The organism is Limosilactobacillus sp. DJ3M12 (genome assembly GCF_947381695.1).
GTDB classification, from domain to species: Bacteria; Bacillota; Bacilli; order Lactobacillales; family Lactobacillaceae; genus Limosilactobacillus; species Limosilactobacillus kinnaridis.
Map to the genome: position 1 here is coordinate 1 of NZ_CANCWY010000011.1, position 18,011 is coordinate 18,011.

Here is an 18,011-nt window from a genome sequence, read left to right on the forward strand (position 1 = left end):
CAGCTCCATCAACCAATAATCAATTGGTCAGTATTATTTATTTGAGTCCAGTGGCTAACTTATTCTTGAAATTTAGGTTTTATTATAGTTTCAAAAGAATACGCTTGCAAGTAACTTTGTGAAAAAAATTCAAAATATTAAGAATTAAAAGTAGACAAAAAAAGAGGGGGACAGAATTAGCTTGGCTAGTTCATAGTCCCACCTCCGTAAGGTTGGCTGGCAGTTTAATACGTAAAACAGCAAAGAGACTGAGCTGATTTCCAGCCTCTTTGTGTTTATTTAATTATTAGTAGATGCCATCGTAAGCCTTTTGATAAAGCTTTACAATATCTTCAACAGTACCCTTACGTGGGTTAGAGAAGGCATTACCATCCTTGAGGGCATTCTTGGCCATCATTTCAAAGTCTTCTGGCTTAGCACCAATTTCCTTGATTGATGATGGAATACCAACAAGCCGGCACATTTCACGCATACCGTCAATTGACTTTTGAGCGGCTTCGTAAAGGGTAAGACCAGTAGTGTCAAAGCCCATTACCTTAGCCAATTCAGCAAACCGCTCTGGACATGCGATTAAGTTATATTCTTCAACAGTGGTCAAGAGCAAGGCACAGCAAACACCATGAGGAGCATCATATTGACCACCGAGTTGGTGAGCCATTGCGTGAACATAGCCTAAGTTGGCATTATTGAAGGCCATTCCGGCAAGCATTTCAGCTTCAACCATCTTAGTCCGTGCTTCAATATTGTGACCATTAGCAACTACTTCTGGTAAAGCAGTTTGAATTAATTGAATAGCTTCTTTACATTGACTATCAGTAATTGGGTTATGGTCAACAGAAACGTATGGTTCAATAGCCTGAACAAAAGCATCACAACCAGTAGCAGCGGTAATGTCTTTTGGAATATCAAGCATCAACATTGGATCGTTGAATGATACCAATGGAATGTTACGCCATGAAACAACAACAAACTTCAAATGAGTCTTTTCGTTAGTAATAACAGCGTGACGAGTTAATTCAGAACCAGTTCCGGCAGTAGTGTTAACAGCCATCAATGGTGGAAGTGGATTCTTCAATGTTTCAATTCCGGCAAGCTTGGAAATGTCATCACCGTTAGTTAAAACAATACCGATACCCTTACCACAGTCGTGAGCAGAACCCCCACCAACAGTAATAATTGAGTCACAGTTTTCATCTTGGTACATCTTTTTACCAGCTTGAACATTCCGGATCTTAGGGTTAGGTTCAGCGCCAGTAAATACGGCATAGTCAACGCCAGCCTTTTCCAATGAAGCAACGGTTTGCTTTACAGGACCATTGTCAATCTTGGATAAACCTTCAGTAGTAACAATCAATGGTTTGTGCATATTGAGCATCTTTGCACGATCACCAATTTTAGCAATAACACCAGGACCAAAGAAGTTCACACTTGGCATTAAGAAATCAAATTGTCTATTCATTAAAAATACCCTCCTCATGGCATTTGAATACGATTCCATTATCATGCAAGCGTTTTAGTTTTGCAATAGAAACATTTTGATTTTTTATTCATTATCGCCCAATTTGTAATAATAATCTTGCCTAATCTGCTACAATATCACGATGTTTGTCATAATATTCACAAATTGAATCAATTTTATATTAATGTCCCACAATAATTTGCTACTTTAATCACAAATTAGCTTAATTCATTTTCAAAGGCAGTCTTTAATAACGCTGCTTGCGTATTATAAGTATTCAACTTCCGATCAGCGGTTGAAGTTGAATCATCTGGCAGCAAGTTAACTTGTAGATCAACAGGAAGCGCCGCCATCTTTAAGCCGGTTACGACCAATTTCATTGCAATTTGTGCTTGCGAGCCGCCATGTCCACCGAATGTTACTAAACTAACCGGCTTTCCTTGCCATTCTTTACCTAAGTAATCAATCGCATTTTTCAAAACTGCTGGATAGCCCCAATTGTATTGCGGAAAAACTAACACAAAACCATCATAGCTTTGTACTAACTCACTCCATTTACGCGTTTTTTCGTGAACATATAAACCCAAATAAGGAATTTTAGGTTCATCCATCATCGGTAAATTAACTTCTTTTAGGTCGATGATGTCAAATTGAACCTTTGTACTTTTCTTTAATTGAACTTTTAACCAGTTTGCTACTTGCATGCTCCGCCGATTTGGACGAACGCTGCCGACTATAATCCCAACTTTTTTCATTATCATTGCCTCCTTTTAATATCTTCATTTTAATAGCTTTTTTGAAAAGTTAAAAGAAAAACGAGGACCTGAGCTAATCCCAGTATCCTCGTTTCTTATGATAAAATGACCAATCAATTTTATATTTTGGTCGCTTGACTTGCCACCAAGTTCGTAACTGTTTTGCCCGAAACTGGTACCGTTCAAATTCATCATACTCAATTCTTTTTTCATTAGGCAATGTCAGCCGTGCTTCATTTACTATCATTGCACTTGCTTTTCCTTGCATCACTAAAATGCATATTCCTGCCATTACCCCTAAAAGAATTACTTGGTAACCTCGTATGCCTATTTTAAATCAAATCCTTTAATTCTTATGCCATTACACTTCATATTTACACTATACCATCGCTAACAACGATAAATAATAATCTAACCAAAACTCAGGAAATTCTTTATTTATGATATGGGAGACCATTGATGATGGTAAAAGCTCGATAAATTTGTTCGCTTAAAACTAAACGCATTAATTGATGAGGTAAGGTAAAACGTCCAAACGAAATTTGGGCATCTGCCCGTTTTAATACTGCTGGACTTAACCCTAATGAACCGCCGATCACAAAAGTAATATCACTGTGACCATAAGTTGTTAATTTATTGATTTCTTTTGCAAACTCTTCAGAAGAACGTTCTTTACCTTTAATCGCTAAAGCATATACATATTCGCGATCTTTGATTTTATCAAGAATCCGTTCCCCTTCCTTTGCCATTACTTCATCCATTTCTGCTTGGCTTAAAGATTCAGGTGCTTTTTCATCAGGAACCTCAACAATTTCAAATTTACAATAACGTCCAAGTCGTTTAGCATATTCAGCAATTCCCGCTTTAAAATACTTTTCTTTTAACTTACCCACACCAATAATTTTTATATTCAAGATATCCACTACCTTCCACAGTTTATCCACAAAGTTATCCACAGGCCAGTGTAGATTTTTTTACTTTTCCCGAATGTTCGGTTAATTTTTTGTTGAAAAAGCGTTTTCTTAAAAATTACTTATCCACAGTTATCTACAGGAACAATTGTTCAGTAATGATTCCGTAATACCTTGGGCCCGTAAGCGTTGTTACAGGGATTATACAAAGAATTCCACTTATCCACAAATACACATTCAACTTGTGGATAAGTTTTGAACAATAAATTTTATTGATATACCAACATTTATAAAATTACTTTAAATTTACTGTTAGTTATCCACTGACTTATCCACAAGCAATTTCACATTATTATTTTAACGTATTTCTAACGATTTACAACACAATCTGTGGTAAGTATACAACAGAATGTTACCTAGCGAATGTTATCTTCTTCAATTTTTCTTATTATTCGGAATTTTCCCACTATCTTACTTAAAGACTGTTCCATGTTGTTCTGCTTCTCGTTGAAAATCTGCTGGAACTTTTATTCCTAACTTACGTGCTTGCTTTAAATTAAGAACCGGTTCTCCATGATGGTAATTATTAACTGCCATCTGTCCTGGCTTTTCACCTTTTAAAATACGTGCTGTTATTTTTCCGGCTGCTTTTCCTTGCCCGTATTGGCTAAGACTAATAGAAGCTACTCCACCATCTTTTACCATTGTATCAGCACTAGGGAAAACAGGCTTATTGACCGCATCCGCATTTTTCACCAATACTCCCATTGATCCGGCAATTGTATTGTCACTAGGAACAATGACCGCGTCTACTTTACTCAACATTGTTTGTGAAGTCTGATTAAGTTCATTAGCATTCGCAATTGTATAAGTTTTTAAGTTTACATGTAATTTATGCGCTGCTTTTACCATTGTTCGATACTGACTTTCAGAAGAGGTATCGCTCGATGTGTAGATTACTCCCAGGGTCTTTATGTTTGGTATAAATTTCTTTACTAAGGCAATCTGCTGTTCACTCGGATTTACATCATGAACCCCTGTAACGTTTCCTTCTGGGTGTTTTTCATTCTTTACTAAGCCGGCACCAACCGGATCACCAATTCCGCCCATCACAATTGGAATATCCTTGGTAGCATTAGCAAGTGCTTGGCAAGCTGGGGTGGTAATACCAACGATTACTTTCGCATGATCATTCACTAATTTATTCGCCATAGTATTTAAGTTTCCCTGATCACCATTCGCATTCTGGTATTCAATTTTGATATTCTTGCCGTTTCGGTATCCTTCTTCTGCTAATCCAGCAACGAGTCCCTTTTGAATCTGATCTAATGCTGGATGATGCATCATCGTTAAAATTCCTACCACTGGCTTTGTAGTCTGTTGATGAAGCCTTAAAAGTCCAAAATAACCACCAATCACAACAATTCCAATAATAATATAGCCCATAATTCGTTTCATCCCTATCTCCACCTTTCAAAATAAAAAGGAGCTCCACGTTTCGGAACTCCCACTATTTATCCAGTGAAATAGAAAAAGCCCGTACGTGGAATCCGTACAGGCCCTTATTTGTACATGATAAAGCAGCCGGTACAGATATAATCTGTGAATAAACCCAGGTCATATCTGTACTACAGCTATCCCTGAGTTACCGGCTTTGCCAACTATGATTTAATTGTAAAGTTTGATAACTCATTTGCTTTACTCCTCTAAACGAATTACGTTCATTTTAATGATAAATCATTTAAAAGTCAATGAGATTTTCTTAATCAAGCGTACTGGTGGGCAATCTTTCCACAAACAGCCGCCACAATCGCCGCGAGAATATCATCAATAAATGTATTTACATGAACCTTATCGTGGTCAAATTTGGCAATAATCCCACTCTTAACCCGGTCAAAATAACCAAAGTTTGTCGTCCCAATTGTTCCATAAATATTAGCAATTTGTAAAGCTAGGGTTTCATCTACCCCAAACACCCCAGCATCATTTCTTATAATACCTGCTAAAGGTTCATCTACTTTTCCTTCTTCGGTTAACCGATCAAGTTCAAGGGCTACCATTGCACTATTTAATAATTCACGCTTATGCATCGTATCAATTAAAAATTTTTGACATATTTCCAACGTCAAATCTGGTTCAAAGCCCTTTTGCGTCTCATACACAATCTTCGCAAGCTCGTCTAAGTTTACTCCGCGTTCTTCTAAACGATGTACTACAAATTCAAATGCCTTTGTATCTGGGTATTTAAACCGTGGATTATTCATTTTACCCACCATCCTTTATATTGATAACTAATATTATACCCCTTTTAATTAAGAGGCTTTTAATGAAAGGAAGCGAGACAGAAGTTAAGTTACTTTCATAAAAAGCACATACGCAGTACAACAATGGTCTCCAACATCCGGCAAAACCGAACGTTGGAGCTTGCGGGGGCTCCCAGAGGCTAGCTTCGCGTCGAAAAACGAAGCCACAAGTGACTTCTGTCTCGCTCCCAATCCACTAATTATTATCTTGTTGTGAGTCATCAGTTGATGTTGTATCAGCACTCTTTGTTAAATGCAAAGTTGCGGTGTGTTGTTGACCATCACGGTAGTAAGTGACTTTAGCGTTTTGTCCAACTTTGTATTTATATAAGGCCGCCTTTAATGAACCCGCATCTGTAACTTGAGTGTCACCAAGCTTTGTAATGACATCATACTTTTTCAATCCAGCAGTATCAGCAACTGAACCACTATTCACATCCATAATCACTACCCCTTTGCTTACGCTTGTTGGTAGTTTTAAGACTGATTGCTGTTGATCAGAAGTAATATTACCAAGATCCACCATACTAATTCCGAGTGATGGACGAGTTATTTTACCATTCTTAATCAACTGGTTAATAATTGTCACAACTTCATTACTTGGAATGGCAAAACCAATTCCTTCAACTGAAGAGCCTTGTGTATCAGAAGCAAGTTTCATTGAATTAATTCCGATAACTTGACCTGCCATATTAATTAATGGACCACCTGAATTACCGGAGTTAATAGCGGCATCTGTTTGGATAACCGATGTCAAAGTTCCATCAGTCCCGGCTTTTAATGTCCGATCTTTGGCAGAAATAATCCCTTTTGTTACTGTATTAGCATATTCACTTCCCATTGGTGAACCAATTGCTAGCACATCCTGACCAGGAACAATCGAATTAGAGTTACCAAAGGATGCAACTGTCTTAACATTTGTAGCGTTAATCTTCAATACAGCTAAGTCAGTTGCAGAATCAGCACCAACTAAATCAGCATTAACTTTTTTACCATTGCTTAAAATTACTTGGAGCGCGTTTGAACCTTTGACAACGTGGTTATTAGTTACAACATAAGCCGAATTTCCACTCTTCTTATAAATAACTCCTGACCCTTCACTAGCGGTTTCTAATTTATTATCACTAGAAGAATCACTGTTGCTTCCGTTACTACTGCCATAACCAAAAATTCCTAGCGTCCCACTTGATTGCTGAACTTTTTGTTTATTAATAACACTAACAACGGCTCCTTGAACGGACTTATAAGCTTGGGACGCTTCCCCGTTTAAGTCAGCCTTATTCTTATTAACCTTCGTACCACCAGACTTATTAGAGCCAGCTGGAACTCGTGTACTTGTTACTTCTTCATGATGTTGTACCAGGTTATTAATTCCTAAGGCGATTCCACCACCGATAAGACCAGCAAATAAGCCGACAATAATTACACCTAGCCACAATCGATCTTTAAAAGCTTGTTTTATCCTATTCACCAATTAAACCCTCCACTAAGTTAAAGAATTACTATCTTCAAATTACAATTTAAATATGAAAAATCATTGAATAAAGTCGATAAAAACCGTGATCTCTTTATTATAACGTCATTAACTTGCTTGGTTCTTCTGGTTCAGCATCTTGCAATTTAAAATCATGATCGACGCCAAAGTCATGCTGCTCCATCAAACTTGCAACTGTTAAGTGGGCGAGCGAACGCATGTTATTATGTTGACTACGGTGACCAAGGAAAATCTCTTTGGTTCGCCGCCCAACAACACTCATCAATGCATCGGCACCTTCTTCATTGGAAAGGTGACCCTCATCCCCTAATATCCGCTGTTTTAATGGCCATGAATAAGGACCCATCCGCAACATTTCTGTATCATGATTGCATTCCATTACGTAGGCATCTGCATTTCGGATGGTTCCCTCAACTCGATCAGAAACATAACCAGTATCCGTAATAATACAGAAGGTCTTATTATTGTGGTGAACTTGGTAAAATTGCGGTTGCGCAGCATCATGAGATACCGCAAAACTTTCAATATCCATGTCTCCCAAGTCCTTAACAGTATTTGGTGCAATAATATGCTTTTGTGCTAATGGGATTTTACCAACTTTATTGGCCATTGCCTGCCAGGTTCCTTCATTGGCATAAACATCCATCCCATAGCGACGTGCCAAGACACCAACACCATGCGTATGATCACTGTGTTCATGCGTTACAAAAATCGCATCGACATCCTTTAATGATCGATCAATCTTCTTCATTAAATTTTCAATCCGCTTCCCACTTAAACCAGCATCAATCAAGATCCGGTGGTTGCGCGTTTCCAAATAAGTTACATTTCCAGTACTCCCGCTCGCAAGTATACTATAACGTAATGGATCCGTTTCTGTCACTTAAAGTTCCTCCTCAATTACTTATCATTTAACGAGTTCGTATTCACACTATCTGGCGTTTCCTTCATAACTGTACTATTAAATGCGTTAACTTGTAATTGTTGAATTGCTCCTGAGTTTTTAGTTTTGATTTCAACAGTCCACGTTGGCACATAGACTGCTTTATCATCAGTAGTAGTGTTAAGGAGCTTAGAATAACTGAGCACCGACCACCTAATGCGGGAGTTATTAGGAATTTGATTATGTTTATACAACCAGGTAATTGCTCGGCGCTGACTAATCGTATTTGACCGTTGCCGGAGAATTTCAACATCTTGCAAGTAAGTCTGCGTATAACCTGTTATCTCATAGTCAGAGTTTATCCGAAAACGAATTTGCCCATCATTTGAAAATAGCGGCTTTCCTTCTAGCATTTGCGTATAAACAAGGGTATTTTTGTCCGATAATTCCTTGTTATAGCGATAATGATTTCCTAAACTTACCATCTTTTTATTTTTTAATAGACGGTCGACACGCCGAATCTCATTATTTTTAGTTGTTTTAATTGGCTTATCAAACTCACTAGTTAGTGTTCCTGAAGAAAGACGAAAATTTTGATTACGTAATTTCCCGGCTTCTTGCTCTAGGACTCCGCTATCAGAGGATTTCTTTCCAGCAATATAATATCCGGTTTGCTGCTTATTAGAAAGCTCGCCATAACTAATCGAGTCATTGCGCATTTCTTTTAACACTGTTGATTGGCGATTTTGCTGACCATTAGAAACGGTAAATCTAGTTTCTAAGATTAATGAACTTCCAACAAAGATATCAAAAAGCAAAAAGGCAAGGATAAAGATCCATTGAATACGTTTAAAATTCATTCTTTAACCCTCCTACTTTTCTAACTCGGTATATTCAACCCAGTGGCCGCGATACTTAATGAAATACGTTGGCACTAACTTTACAACATGACTATCTTTATCAGTTTTCCAAATATACCCGACACGTAAGTCCTTGATGTCACGCATCCGGTTGGTTGCATGTAATTGATTAATCACATCTGCACTTGATGGAAGCTTGACCATCTGGTGATCAATTGGCAATGGCACTCGAAGACTATAAAGACTTAGCCAGAAGCGTTCATTCCCGCTACTTGTAGATTCAAGCGTTACTTCTCCATAACCATCACTATTGAAAATTGGAAAGCTATTAACATAAGCCCGATAGTTTAACCGACGACCATGCTCACTCACCTCATCATAGCGCAAATTATCAAGCGGAATTCCAATTGTCGTCAACTTATTATAGAAGTGTGGGAAAATCTGGCTTGTTGATTCCCGATCGTCCTTACTAAGGTAATTTTCGTATTTAAGCGTTCCATCTTGGTGATTAAATATCAGCCGACGATTGGTTCCATCCGTATAGGTAGTCTCGTTGCCATTCCGATTTGCCGTAATTGTTGTGTGTTGGTTAGTACTCATTAGACTAGCACTAAGGGTATCGATGTTTTGCGCAGTGATTTGATATCCTAATGCTGGTAACTCAAAGGACCGGGGATACATCATTACTGCTACTCCGTTAATAGTTTTATGGTCAACTGGGATTCGATCCATTGACTTTAAGAGTTGCCGAATATGGTTAAATTTTCCCTGCTCTACCCGTACTCGGTACACACTATAATGGTGGTCACCAAGTAAGTAAATCTCATGTTGCCCGTTTAGCGGGATAACAATATGGTTAATCTGATTAACCCGGTCAGTATCAATTGACTGGGAAAATGTTTCGTTGAAGACTGAGCTCGGTACCTCATCCGGATATGTCAGCATTAACGAGTTCCGCCGTCGCAAATAACTCAAATAAACATCACTGTTATTTTGTTTGACAACATTTGTCCGGCCTAATTTCCAATCCTCTAACTCTTTTTTTACGCTCAGAATTAAATTAGCTTTAGGGCTATAAAGTTGATTCTGAGTTCCTTTTTCATTTGTCTCAACTGCTTTAGTTGGGAGATAAACATCGCCCCTTGATTGCGGTGTATATTGTTGTGATTGGTTATTATTGAAATTTTCGTGTCGTGCTCCCTCAAAAGGAAATGGGTTGGTCCAGACAATCCATGAAATGAATAAACTAAGAAGCACAACAACCGTTAAGGCGATTGCTTGCCAATTACTTTTCAGCTTCTTCATCATCCCAGTCTTCCTCCTCATAAGGTACATATGGCAAGGAAATATAGAATGTTGAACCCTTGCCTTCTACACTATCAACCCAAATTTGTCCACCAAGCATATTGATAACTTCCTTGGAAATAGCTAGTCCCAGACCTGTTCCCCCTTGCTTCCGGCTTCTTGCCTTATCAACGCGGAAGAATCGATCAAAGATACGTCCAAGATCTTTTCGTGGAATCCCTAAACCTTGGTCAGAAATACTTAAAATAACATGATTATGCGTCTCCAGTAAGCGGGTTGTAATTACACCACCATCTGGAGAATACTTAATCGCGTTATTCATAATATTATCAATTACCTGGGTAAACTTATCGGTATCAATTTCAACCCATAAATCTTTCTTAGTAAAGTATCGTTCAATGGTATATTTTTTCTTTTTTGGATCTTCTTCTTTTTTAATAATCATATCGAAACGATCCAAGATATAGTTAAATAACTCATTGATATTTACGTATTCCAGATTGAGCTTCGTTGTCCCTGCATCCATCCGTGATAGACTCAACAGGTCATTGATCATCCGAATCATCCGGTCTGTCTCATCCTGAACAACCTTTAAGAACTTAGGGGCAATTTCTTTATCCTGCCAAGCACCATCACTTAATGCTTCGACATAGCTTCGAACACTTGTTAATGGAGTCCGCAACTCATGTGAGACGTTTGAAACGAATTGCTTCCGTTCGCGTTCTTCTTTTTGCTGGCTCGTTACATCATGAAGGACACAGACAAGCCCACTGACAAAGCCAGATTCGCGTTGAATTGGTGAGAAGTAGGCGTTTAAGATCAAATTATTGCCAGAGTTTGACATATCAATAATCATCTCACGCTGTTCACCATTTACTAGTTGACGAACGGTATAGTCATGACGAATATCCAACACATCAATAATTGACTTACCAATTAAATCATCTTCATTTTCGACACCTAGTAACTGTAACGCCATATTATTTACAATGGTCACATTTCCTCGACGATCAGTGGCTAAAACCCCATCAGACATATGGGATAAAATGCTATCAAGCCGTCGTCGTTCAGAATCGCTTGACTCCTGTGCCTCTTCAACCCGGACAGAAAGATTATTAACTGCCCCTGCTAATTGTCCTAACTCGTCATTTCCCAATACTTTTACTTGACCAGAATAGTCTCCCCGGGCAATTCGTAATGTTTGTTTCCTCATTTCTTCAATTGGGCGGGTAATTTCCTGGGAAATAATAATTGCCAAGATCAAACTCAAGACAATAGTAATCATCGCCGCAGATAGGTATACCAAAGTAATATTATTAATATTAGCGTAGACACTTTCTAGACTAGCCCGCAGGTAAACAGCTCCCACAACGTTATTGTTACTATTATCCACAAGGGGAATAACATTAACATAGTAGCGCGTGTGATTTGAATTATCGTATAAATTTTCGGTATGCGACCTATTATTTAATAAGGTTGCTTTGATTGCTTGGTCCGTTGTTTTCTGACCGATTGCACTCCGATTATCAGCGTTGCTTGTTCCCCGCACAATACTCTTACTATCAACCACCCGGATTTCAGAAATATTATTATTATTAACTTCTGAAAGGATTTGGTTAATTTGTTTGTTTGCTTTTTTAGTATTTGATCGTGATAGCTGCTCTGCTAAAGAATTATCAACGTAAGACGGTAATTCAATGGTTTGCTTAAACGTATTAAGGTTCTGATGCTCTAATTGACGCACAAAAACCGCCCCAACACATTCAAGTGTTAACATCAAAATTAACACGAATACGAGAGCGATTTTAAAACGAATCGATTGATAAAATTTTAACTTGCTGTTCACAATGGTTCAGCCTCTAATTCTGATCAGGATTTGCTAGGTAATAGCCAACACCACGCCGGGTAATTAACCATTGGGGGTGACTCGGGTTATCTTCAATCTTTTCACGAAGCCGTCGAACGGTCACATCAACTGTCCGAACATCCCCAAAATAGTCATAACCCCATACAGTCTGAAGAAGATGTTCGCGGTTAATAACTTGTCCAATATGTTGAGCTAGATAGTGTAAAAGTTCAAACTCACGATGCGTTAAATTGATATTTTCGCCTCGCTTAGTTACGGTATAGGCTTCAGGATGAATCGTAAGGTCGCCAATTTGAATATCGGTATTATTTTCTTCTTCTGCCGGTGCCTTCAGAGTTGCTTGCCGTCGTAAATTAGCCTTTACTCGTGCTACTAGTTCGCGGTTAGAGAACGGCTTAGTAACATAATCATCGGCCCCAAGCTCAAGCCCCAGCACCTTATCTAGTTCCGAATCTTTAGCAGTTACCATAATAATCGGCATGGTATGCTTAGCCCGAACCCGCTTGGCCACTTCAAGTCCATCGATCTTCGGCAGCATTAGGTCAAGAATAATTAAATCAGGATTTTCTGCTTCTACTTGTTCTAAAGCTGCTTCGCCATCATAGGCTACGACAACTTCATATCCTTCTTTTTCAAGATTAAATTTGATGATATCAGAAATTGGTTTTTCATCATCAACAACTAAAATTTTCTTTGCCATATCAATGATTCCCTCCATTGGGTTAATTGATTAATTACTTTAAATCTGCTATATATCAGTGCCTCTATTATAGCACAGGGAAAAGTTCCATAAATATTTTCTAAAAACTTATGAAAAATATTTGACATTTGATCAATAACAGGTTAAAATGTTTAAGTATTCTGTTAAAGGATATGGGCAGTTAGCTCAGCTGGCAGAGCAACGGACTCTTAATCCGTGGGTCCAGGGTTCGATCCCCTGACTGCCCATCAGAGGTTTACAGCGATTGAGATTTTATCTCAGTCGCTTTTTTCATACTTAAAATAAAGACTGCGAAAATCTTATCTTTTCGCAGTCTTTATTTTATTTAAACTGATCCTTAACATACTGTGCATATAGTGGTGTTGTCTTTAATAATTCTTGATGGGTTCCTGCGCCGGATACTGTTCCATTTTCGATAAAGTAGATTTTATCGGCATCGACAATCGTACTTAAGCGATGCGCAATTACTAGTGTCGTTCTTCCTTGCATTAAGTCTCCCAATGCTTTTTGAACCATCGCCTCTGATTCAGCGTCCAAGCTAGCAGTGGCTTCATCAAGCATTAAGATTTTTGGATCGCGGAGAAAAGCTCGCGCAATCGCTATTCGTTGCCGTTGTCCCCCAGAAAGTTTGATCCCTCGTTCACCAATTTCAGTTTCTAACTGATCTTCCATTTCACTGACAAAGCCATCTGCATAAGCCATTCTTAACGCGTCCCAAAGTTCCTCATCTGAGGCTTCTCTCCGTAATCCATAAGTTAAATTATCACGAATAGTTCCTGGCATTACCGCGGCATCTTGGCTTACGAGACCAATTTGTTCACGCCACTTGGCTAAGTCTACATTTTCGATATTCTCTTCACCGATCAAAATTTCCCCACCTGTTGGCTGATAGAAGCGTTCAATCAACGAGAAAATAGTTGACTTTCCTCCACCAGATGGGCCGGCAAAAGCTACCACTGCATTAGGTTTAGTTTCAAAACTAACATCTCGTAAGACTGGCTTACCTTCCTCATATGCAAAATCAACATTCTCAAATTTCAATGGTGCACTCGCAATATCTTTTTCTGCTTTATCAGCAGCAAATTCTTCTGGTTCAGTTAAGATTTGTTGGATACGTTCCGTGGCTCCGCTAGTCTTTGCCATATTATTAAAGAGCTGACTAATTACAACAATAGGACTAATAATCTGGAAAAGATACATTAAAAATGAAACTAAGGCGCCCATTGTCATTGCACCATTCATAACGCGAATTGCTCCGTAACCAAGAATCCCAAGAAACATTATCATCATGAGCATGTTTGTAATTGGTTGCGTTACTGAGTTAATCAACGCTTCTTTTCTTCCGACATGATATAAATTGTCGATACGACGATTTCCCTTTGCCAGTTCATGTTCTTCACCGTTTGAAGACTTAACTAATCGGACCTCACCCAATACATCGGTGGAATCACTAGCAAATTTTGCTAATTCATCTTGCCGAACCCGACCAATCTTACGCGACTGATTCATCACTGGTAGCATGACTAAAATCACTAAAGGAACTGCCACAAACATCAACAATGTCATCCGCCAATCCATTGCTAACATAATAACCAGTGCACCAACGAATTGTAAAAGCGATGTCATTGCATTTGGTAATGTTGAAGCAAGCAAATCCTTCACCTGTGACGTATCATTAACTAATCGTGAACTGATTTCGCCTGTTTTAACATCATCAAAATATTTTACAGGCATTTTAAGTAGTTTTTGCCATAATTGTTTCCGTAATTTAGAAACAACATTTTCACCAAAAATTCCTAATAATAACCCTGATAACGCACTTGTGATTAATCCTGCTATAAAAATTACAACTGTTAAAATTGCCAACGTTAGACTAATACTCTTAAAATTATTAATTAACTTTTGCGCTAGTTGAGGAACAAATAGGTTAGCACCCATGGAGATAAAACCTAGTAAGATTCCCACAAAAAGCTTAATATACTGCGGATGTAATTGATTTATTAAACTAAAGAAACTTCGAAAACTAAATTTATTTCTGCTCAAAGCATAAGCCTCCTAACAGTTAAATATCTAACTTTTAATGATGATGAATATTTAAACACATAGATACCTAACTGTCAAGAGCCTAACTTATTTTTTTAGATTGCTATTAATATTAGTCATCCCTTTAACTATTGCATCAATATCTCTTTCATCGAGGCGGCTAATAATCTGCAAATAAGCTTTATCAAATATTTCTTTAACCTCATTAGTCTTTTCTTCACCCTTTTTGGTAAGAAAAATACGCTTAATTCGTGCTGACTCTTGATCCGCCTTCCGGATAATATACCCGTCGCGTTCAAGATTTTTCACCATACTAGTAACACTAGCATTCCGTAAATGGAAATGGTCACCTAATTCTCGTTGAATAAGCCCAGCGTGTTTTTCTATATAAAAAAGCGTATGTGCTTGCTGTGGAGTTATATCTAATTCAGGGGCAAGTTCAGTATAAAAATGCTTCATGTTAATCATATAGTTCCGCAATAAACAGTTCATTTGCTCAAATTTATCCTTTTTTAATGTCATAAAATTACTCCCAATTTTAATTTTATTGTTAATTATAACAGTTAGGCACCTAATTAAAATATGGATTTGAAAATTTATTAAATAAATTCAGAAAAACACTTGCGAAAATGATCGGAAGTTGATATTATTATTTATGTTGTCAAAGACATGGGCAGTTAGCTCAGCTGGCAGAGCAACGGACTCTTAATCCGTGGGTCCAGGGTTCGATCCCCTGACTGCCCATCATATAAAAAAGATCACCGAGTAATCGGTGGTCTTTTTTTGTTATAAAATTGTAATTACATGTTGTTTAGGACGCTTAGAAACAATTTCAATTGCGCCAAGTGCTTCTAGTTCTTCAATGGCTGCCTTAGTCTTTGTCATTGGATAATGGCGATTACTCTTCTTCAAAGTTTCAATAATATCATTATCTTTAATTCCTAAATCTAACTGGTTAGTAAATAGCTTTGATTGTGCAAGAAGATATAGAACATTACAATACAAACTATCAGACGTTGCAGCTAATTGATGATGGTGTTCATTGACCCACTGACTAATAATTTCATTGGCTTTATCAAGCTTTTCACGAGATTGACTCAAAATCTTAATTACTTTTTCTTGCTGACTAACAAGTATCATTAATAATTTTTGAATAAAAAATGTTAAATCAGCTCTATTTTCCGCACTATCGGCATCCTTAAATACCTTATAGTATTGCTGAACATTATTATGAATTGCAGTAGCCACAGAAAAGCCAGTAAAGCGATCAAATTTGTTAGCAATATATGACGACAAAAGATAACGCCCCATTCGACCGTTACCATCAAGAAATGGATGGGTATTTTCAAAGAAAAAGTGAGTTACAAGGGCTTTATATATTGAAGGAGTATCATCATTATTCATATATTCAATTAAAGCTGTAAGGGCAACCTTGATTGCAGTTTCCGTGGTTGGTGGTCGATGAACTGTTTTAATGCCATCCCCGATCGAAAGCACTTCGCTATTAGGAAGCTTATCACGAAATATTTTTCCATTGGGCAGTCGATCTTCATTAAGTTCGCCTTTTAACAAGGAATCATAGATTTTTCTATAGTCTTGAAGAACATTGATTTCAACTTTTTTTCCTAATTGTGTGCGCTGGTACATTTTTATAGTTGAACCAAGCCTTTTCTTTGATATATGATCATCACCATTTATTGGGTGGTTATTTTCCTGAATAACAGTACTAATTTCAACACGACTCGTTTTTACACCTTCAATATCATTAGTGTAGAAAATTTCAGAGAGTAATAATGAATTCAAAAATTGATTAATCGCAACTTGGGGAAGCGTTACAGAGATATCCTTAATCATATTAGAATTACGCCTAAGCTGATCCGCCAGGTTTTGAATTTCCGGTAATGGAAGATAGAAAATTGGATATTTACTTGTCTGTGCACCATCGCGATAGTTAAGAAGAGGAAACAGAGTTGTCTTCTAGCTTGTATATCCGTTCAGTCGACTCTGATATTCACTTTCAATTGCTACCGGGTCATTCGTCTTATCTTCAATAAAATACTTATATTTAGATAATGGTATGTATTTCATTATTTATCTTCCCTCCTTAAAGCTAAAAAGCTATTTTTTAGTGTTATTATACTAAAATACTAACATAATAACCCTTGAAGATTGATTTTCAGGGGTTATTATCATTAGAAATTCATATATAAATACTAAAAATCAATTTTTGGGCATTTATAAACTTAAACATATATTTGAAAACTGCTTTTTTGAATGAATAATCTAATTTAACTAATAACGATGAGTAAATTAATAATTTGGTGAACAGTTCAACGCAAAGAATTTGGCCTTACCCGACAAAAACTTTAACATTCTAATACTTTATTCTACATTAGCAATCTACTTCTTTACTCACAAGTACATCTTTAAACCACGTAAATAAAAAGGACGTCATTCGGACGTCCTTTTTATTTACTTATCTTCTGCTATTAGTTCTTTTCGTGCTTGGCGTAAACTCATTTCTTGTTCTGGCGAAACCTCGGGATAAGCTAATGGCAAACTATTAATCTTCTTTGTCAAAATATTAGATACAATTAAACGCGAATACCACTTATCATCAGCCGGAATAACATACCATGGATTTTCCTTTGTGGCGGTAGCATTAATCACCTTTTCATATACCTTTTGGTAATCGTCCCAATATTGACGTTCGCGAATATCAGCTGCAGAAAACTTCCAATTCTTTTCTGGTGTATCAATCCGTGCTAAGAAACGCTTCTTCTGTTCTTCCTTTGATACATGGAGGAAGAATTTTACAATTAAGTAACCGTTCCGCGTTAGATAACTTTCGTACTGACGAATATCTTCGTAACGACTATCAAAGAATTTGTTATTAACATCATGAACAGACTCAATCCCTGGAATATTAGATTGCAAAATTAAAGCAGGGTGAACGCGTGAAACAAGAACGTCCTCATAATAAGATCGATTGAAAACACCAATATCACCACGCATTGGCAATTCACGATTGATTCGCCAGAGATAATCATGACGTAATTCGCGGCCTGTTGGTTGTTTAAAATTGGCCACCTTAAACCCAACTGGATTTACGCCCGCAAAAATATGCGAAATCATACTATCTTTTCCTGCCGCGTCCATTGCTTGAAATACTACTAAAACACCATAATGACGCCGCGCATACATCATCTTTTGCGCATTCTTGATTGACTTTACATTTTTCTTGATCTTCTTTTTAATCTTCTTAAGATCATCAGCAGAATCTTTTACCTTAGTTGGTGCCGTCTTAATATCAAAGTCTTTTCCTGTGTAACAATATTTCTTGGTTTTCATCAACATTCACCTCATTGCTTTTAATTTGATTTTAATTACCATCATAGCAAATCTCTCA

Annotated in this window: 16 protein-coding genes and 2 tRNA genes; 2 read left to right on the plus strand and 16 right to left on the minus strand. The window is 37.4% G+C overall.

The features are described from left to right. Positions 1–286 precede the first annotated feature (286 nt). The 12 genes from QOS06_RS06735 to yycF form a co-directional block, all read right to left on the minus strand. A complete protein-coding gene (locus QOS06_RS06735; protein ID WP_011953356.1) occupies positions 287–1,459 on the minus strand; it encodes an iron-containing alcohol dehydrogenase in 1,173 nt (390 codons plus the stop codon). A gap of 218 nt (positions 1,460–1,677) precedes the next feature. Next, positions 1,678–2,220, minus strand: a complete 543-nt coding sequence (locus tag QOS06_RS06740; RefSeq protein ID WP_003669525.1) for an NADPH-dependent FMN reductase — start codon at positions 2,218–2,220, stop codon at positions 1,678–1,680. 67 nt (positions 2,221–2,287) lie between these two features. Further along, positions 2,288–2,506, minus strand: coding sequence for a hypothetical protein (locus tag QOS06_RS06745; protein WP_003669523.1), 219 nt, complete (start codon positions 2,504–2,506; stop codon positions 2,288–2,290). Positions 2,507–2,648: 142 nt separating this feature from the next. Beyond that, on the minus strand, positions 2,649–3,128 hold the full coding sequence (gene rlmH / locus QOS06_RS06750) for a 23S rRNA (pseudouridine(1915)-N(3))-methyltransferase RlmH (protein ID WP_011953354.1): 480 nt from the start codon (positions 3,126–3,128) through the stop codon (positions 2,649–2,651). Positions 3,129–3,596: 468 nt separating this feature from the next. Further along, positions 3,597–4,583 carry a tryptophan ABC transporter substrate-binding protein gene (gene trpX, locus QOS06_RS06755; RefSeq protein ID WP_035159706.1) on the minus strand — a complete coding sequence of 329 codons (987 nt, stop codon included), beginning with the start codon at positions 4,581–4,583 and terminating at the stop codon, positions 3,597–3,599. Between the two features lie 308 nt (positions 4,584–4,891). Further along, positions 4,892–5,389 (minus strand): phosphatidylglycerophosphatase A family protein, encoded by a 498-nt coding sequence (locus QOS06_RS06760; RefSeq protein WP_085679847.1) that lies wholly within the window; start codon positions 5,387–5,389, stop codon positions 4,892–4,894. Positions 5,390–5,624: 235 nt separating this feature from the next. After that, positions 5,625–6,899 carry a S1C family serine protease gene (locus QOS06_RS06765; protein WP_085679850.1) on the minus strand — a complete coding sequence of 425 codons (1,275 nt, stop codon included), beginning with the start codon at positions 6,897–6,899 and terminating at the stop codon, positions 5,625–5,627. 100 nt (positions 6,900–6,999) lie between these two features. Then, the gene (locus tag QOS06_RS06770; protein WP_003670229.1) at positions 7,000–7,806 is read right to left on the minus strand and encodes an MBL fold metallo-hydrolase; all 807 of its coding nucleotides are present in this window, start codon (positions 7,804–7,806) and stop codon (positions 7,000–7,002) included. A gap of 17 nt (positions 7,807–7,823) precedes the next feature. Beyond that, on the minus strand, positions 7,824–8,666 hold the full coding sequence (locus QOS06_RS06775; RefSeq protein WP_003670228.1) for a two-component system regulatory protein YycI: 843 nt from the start codon (positions 8,664–8,666) through the stop codon (positions 7,824–7,826). Between the two features lie 12 nt (positions 8,667–8,678). Then, complete coding sequence (locus QOS06_RS06780; protein ID WP_003670226.1) at positions 8,679–9,974, minus strand: YycH family regulatory protein; 1,296 nt, start codon at positions 9,972–9,974, stop codon at positions 8,679–8,681. Continuing rightward, positions 9,952–11,817, minus strand: a complete 1,866-nt coding sequence (walK, locus tag QOS06_RS06785) for a cell wall metabolism sensor histidine kinase WalK (RefSeq protein WP_035159702.1) — start codon at positions 11,815–11,817, stop codon at positions 9,952–9,954. The genes QOS06_RS06780 and walK overlap by 23 nt, the downstream gene beginning before the upstream one ends. A 13-nt stretch (positions 11,818–11,830) precedes the next feature. Further along, on the minus strand, positions 11,831–12,538 hold the full coding sequence (gene yycF, locus QOS06_RS06790) for a response regulator YycF (RefSeq protein ID WP_011953351.1): 708 nt from the start codon (positions 12,536–12,538) through the stop codon (positions 11,831–11,833). A 175-nt stretch (positions 12,539–12,713) separates the two neighbouring features. On the opposite strand from yycF, the gene QOS06_RS06795 reads away from it, so the two are divergent. After that, a tRNA-Lys gene (locus QOS06_RS06795) sits at positions 12,714–12,786 on the plus strand. 94 nt (positions 12,787–12,880) lie between these two features. Here the strand turns inward: QOS06_RS06795 and QOS06_RS06800 are convergent. Together QOS06_RS06800 and QOS06_RS06805 are read right to left on the minus strand one after the other, a co-directional pair. Continuing rightward, entirely contained in the window at positions 12,881–14,602 is a 1,722-nt protein-coding gene (locus QOS06_RS06800) for an ABC transporter ATP-binding protein (protein ID WP_013923911.1), read from the minus strand. Positions 14,603–14,689: 87 nt separating this feature from the next. Next, positions 14,690–15,124, minus strand: a complete 435-nt coding sequence (locus QOS06_RS06805) for a MarR family winged helix-turn-helix transcriptional regulator (RefSeq protein ID WP_003670222.1) — start codon at positions 15,122–15,124, stop codon at positions 14,690–14,692. A gap of 149 nt (positions 15,125–15,273) precedes the next feature. Here QOS06_RS06805 and QOS06_RS06810 point away from each other — a divergent pair. After that, positions 15,274–15,346 (plus strand) — tRNA-Lys (locus QOS06_RS06810). Positions 15,347–15,388: 42 nt separating this feature from the next. On the opposite strand, the gene QOS06_RS06815 is transcribed toward QOS06_RS06810, so the two are convergent. Both QOS06_RS06815 and QOS06_RS06820 read right to left on the minus strand, forming a co-directional pair. Further along, positions 15,389–16,456: a Fic family protein gene (locus QOS06_RS06815; RefSeq protein ID WP_003670220.1), complete on the minus strand. Its 1,068-nt coding sequence runs from the start codon at positions 16,454–16,456 to the stop codon at positions 15,389–15,391. 618 nt (positions 16,457–17,074) lie between these two features. Then, positions 17,075–17,959 (minus strand): PPK2 family polyphosphate kinase, encoded by an 885-nt coding sequence (locus tag QOS06_RS06820; protein WP_003670218.1) that lies wholly within the window; start codon positions 17,957–17,959, stop codon positions 17,075–17,077. Positions 17,960–18,011: the final 52 nt, after the last annotated feature.

Coding starts and splice junctions, on each gene's coding strand:
- QOS06_RS06735 (WP_011953356.1), bottom strand. CDS start 1,459: ATGAATAGACAATTTGATTTCTTAATGCCAAGTGTGAACTTCTTTGGT.
- QOS06_RS06740 (WP_003669525.1), bottom strand. CDS start 2,220: ATGATAATGAAAAAAGTTGGGATTATAGTCGGCAGCGTTCGTCCAAAT.
- QOS06_RS06745 (WP_003669523.1), bottom strand. CDS start 2,506: ATGGCAGGAATATGCATTTTAGTGATGCAAGGAAAAGCAAGTGCAATG.
- trpX (WP_035159706.1), bottom strand. CDS start 4,583: ATGAAACGAATTATGGGCTATATTATTATTGGAATTGTTGTGATTGGT.
- QOS06_RS06760 (WP_085679847.1), bottom strand. CDS start 5,389: ATGAATAATCCACGGTTTAAATACCCAGATACAAAGGCATTTGAATTT.
- QOS06_RS06775 (WP_003670228.1), bottom strand. CDS start 8,666: ATGAATTTTAAACGTATTCAATGGATCTTTATCCTTGCCTTTTTGCTT.
- QOS06_RS06780 (WP_003670226.1), bottom strand. CDS start 9,974: ATGATGAAGAAGCTGAAAAGTAATTGGCAAGCAATCGCCTTAACGGTT.
- yycF (WP_011953351.1), bottom strand. CDS start 12,538: ATGGCAAAGAAAATTTTAGTTGTTGATGATGAAAAACCAATTTCTGAT.
- QOS06_RS06805 (WP_003670222.1), bottom strand. CDS start 15,124: ATGACATTAAAAAAGGATAAATTTGAGCAAATGAACTGTTTATTGCGG.
- QOS06_RS06815 (WP_003670220.1), bottom strand. CDS start 16,456: ATGATTAAGGATATCTCTGTAACGCTTCCCCAAGTTGCGATTAATCAA.
- QOS06_RS06820 (WP_003670218.1), bottom strand. CDS start 17,959: ATGTTGATGAAAACCAAGAAATATTGTTACACAGGAAAAGACTTTGAT.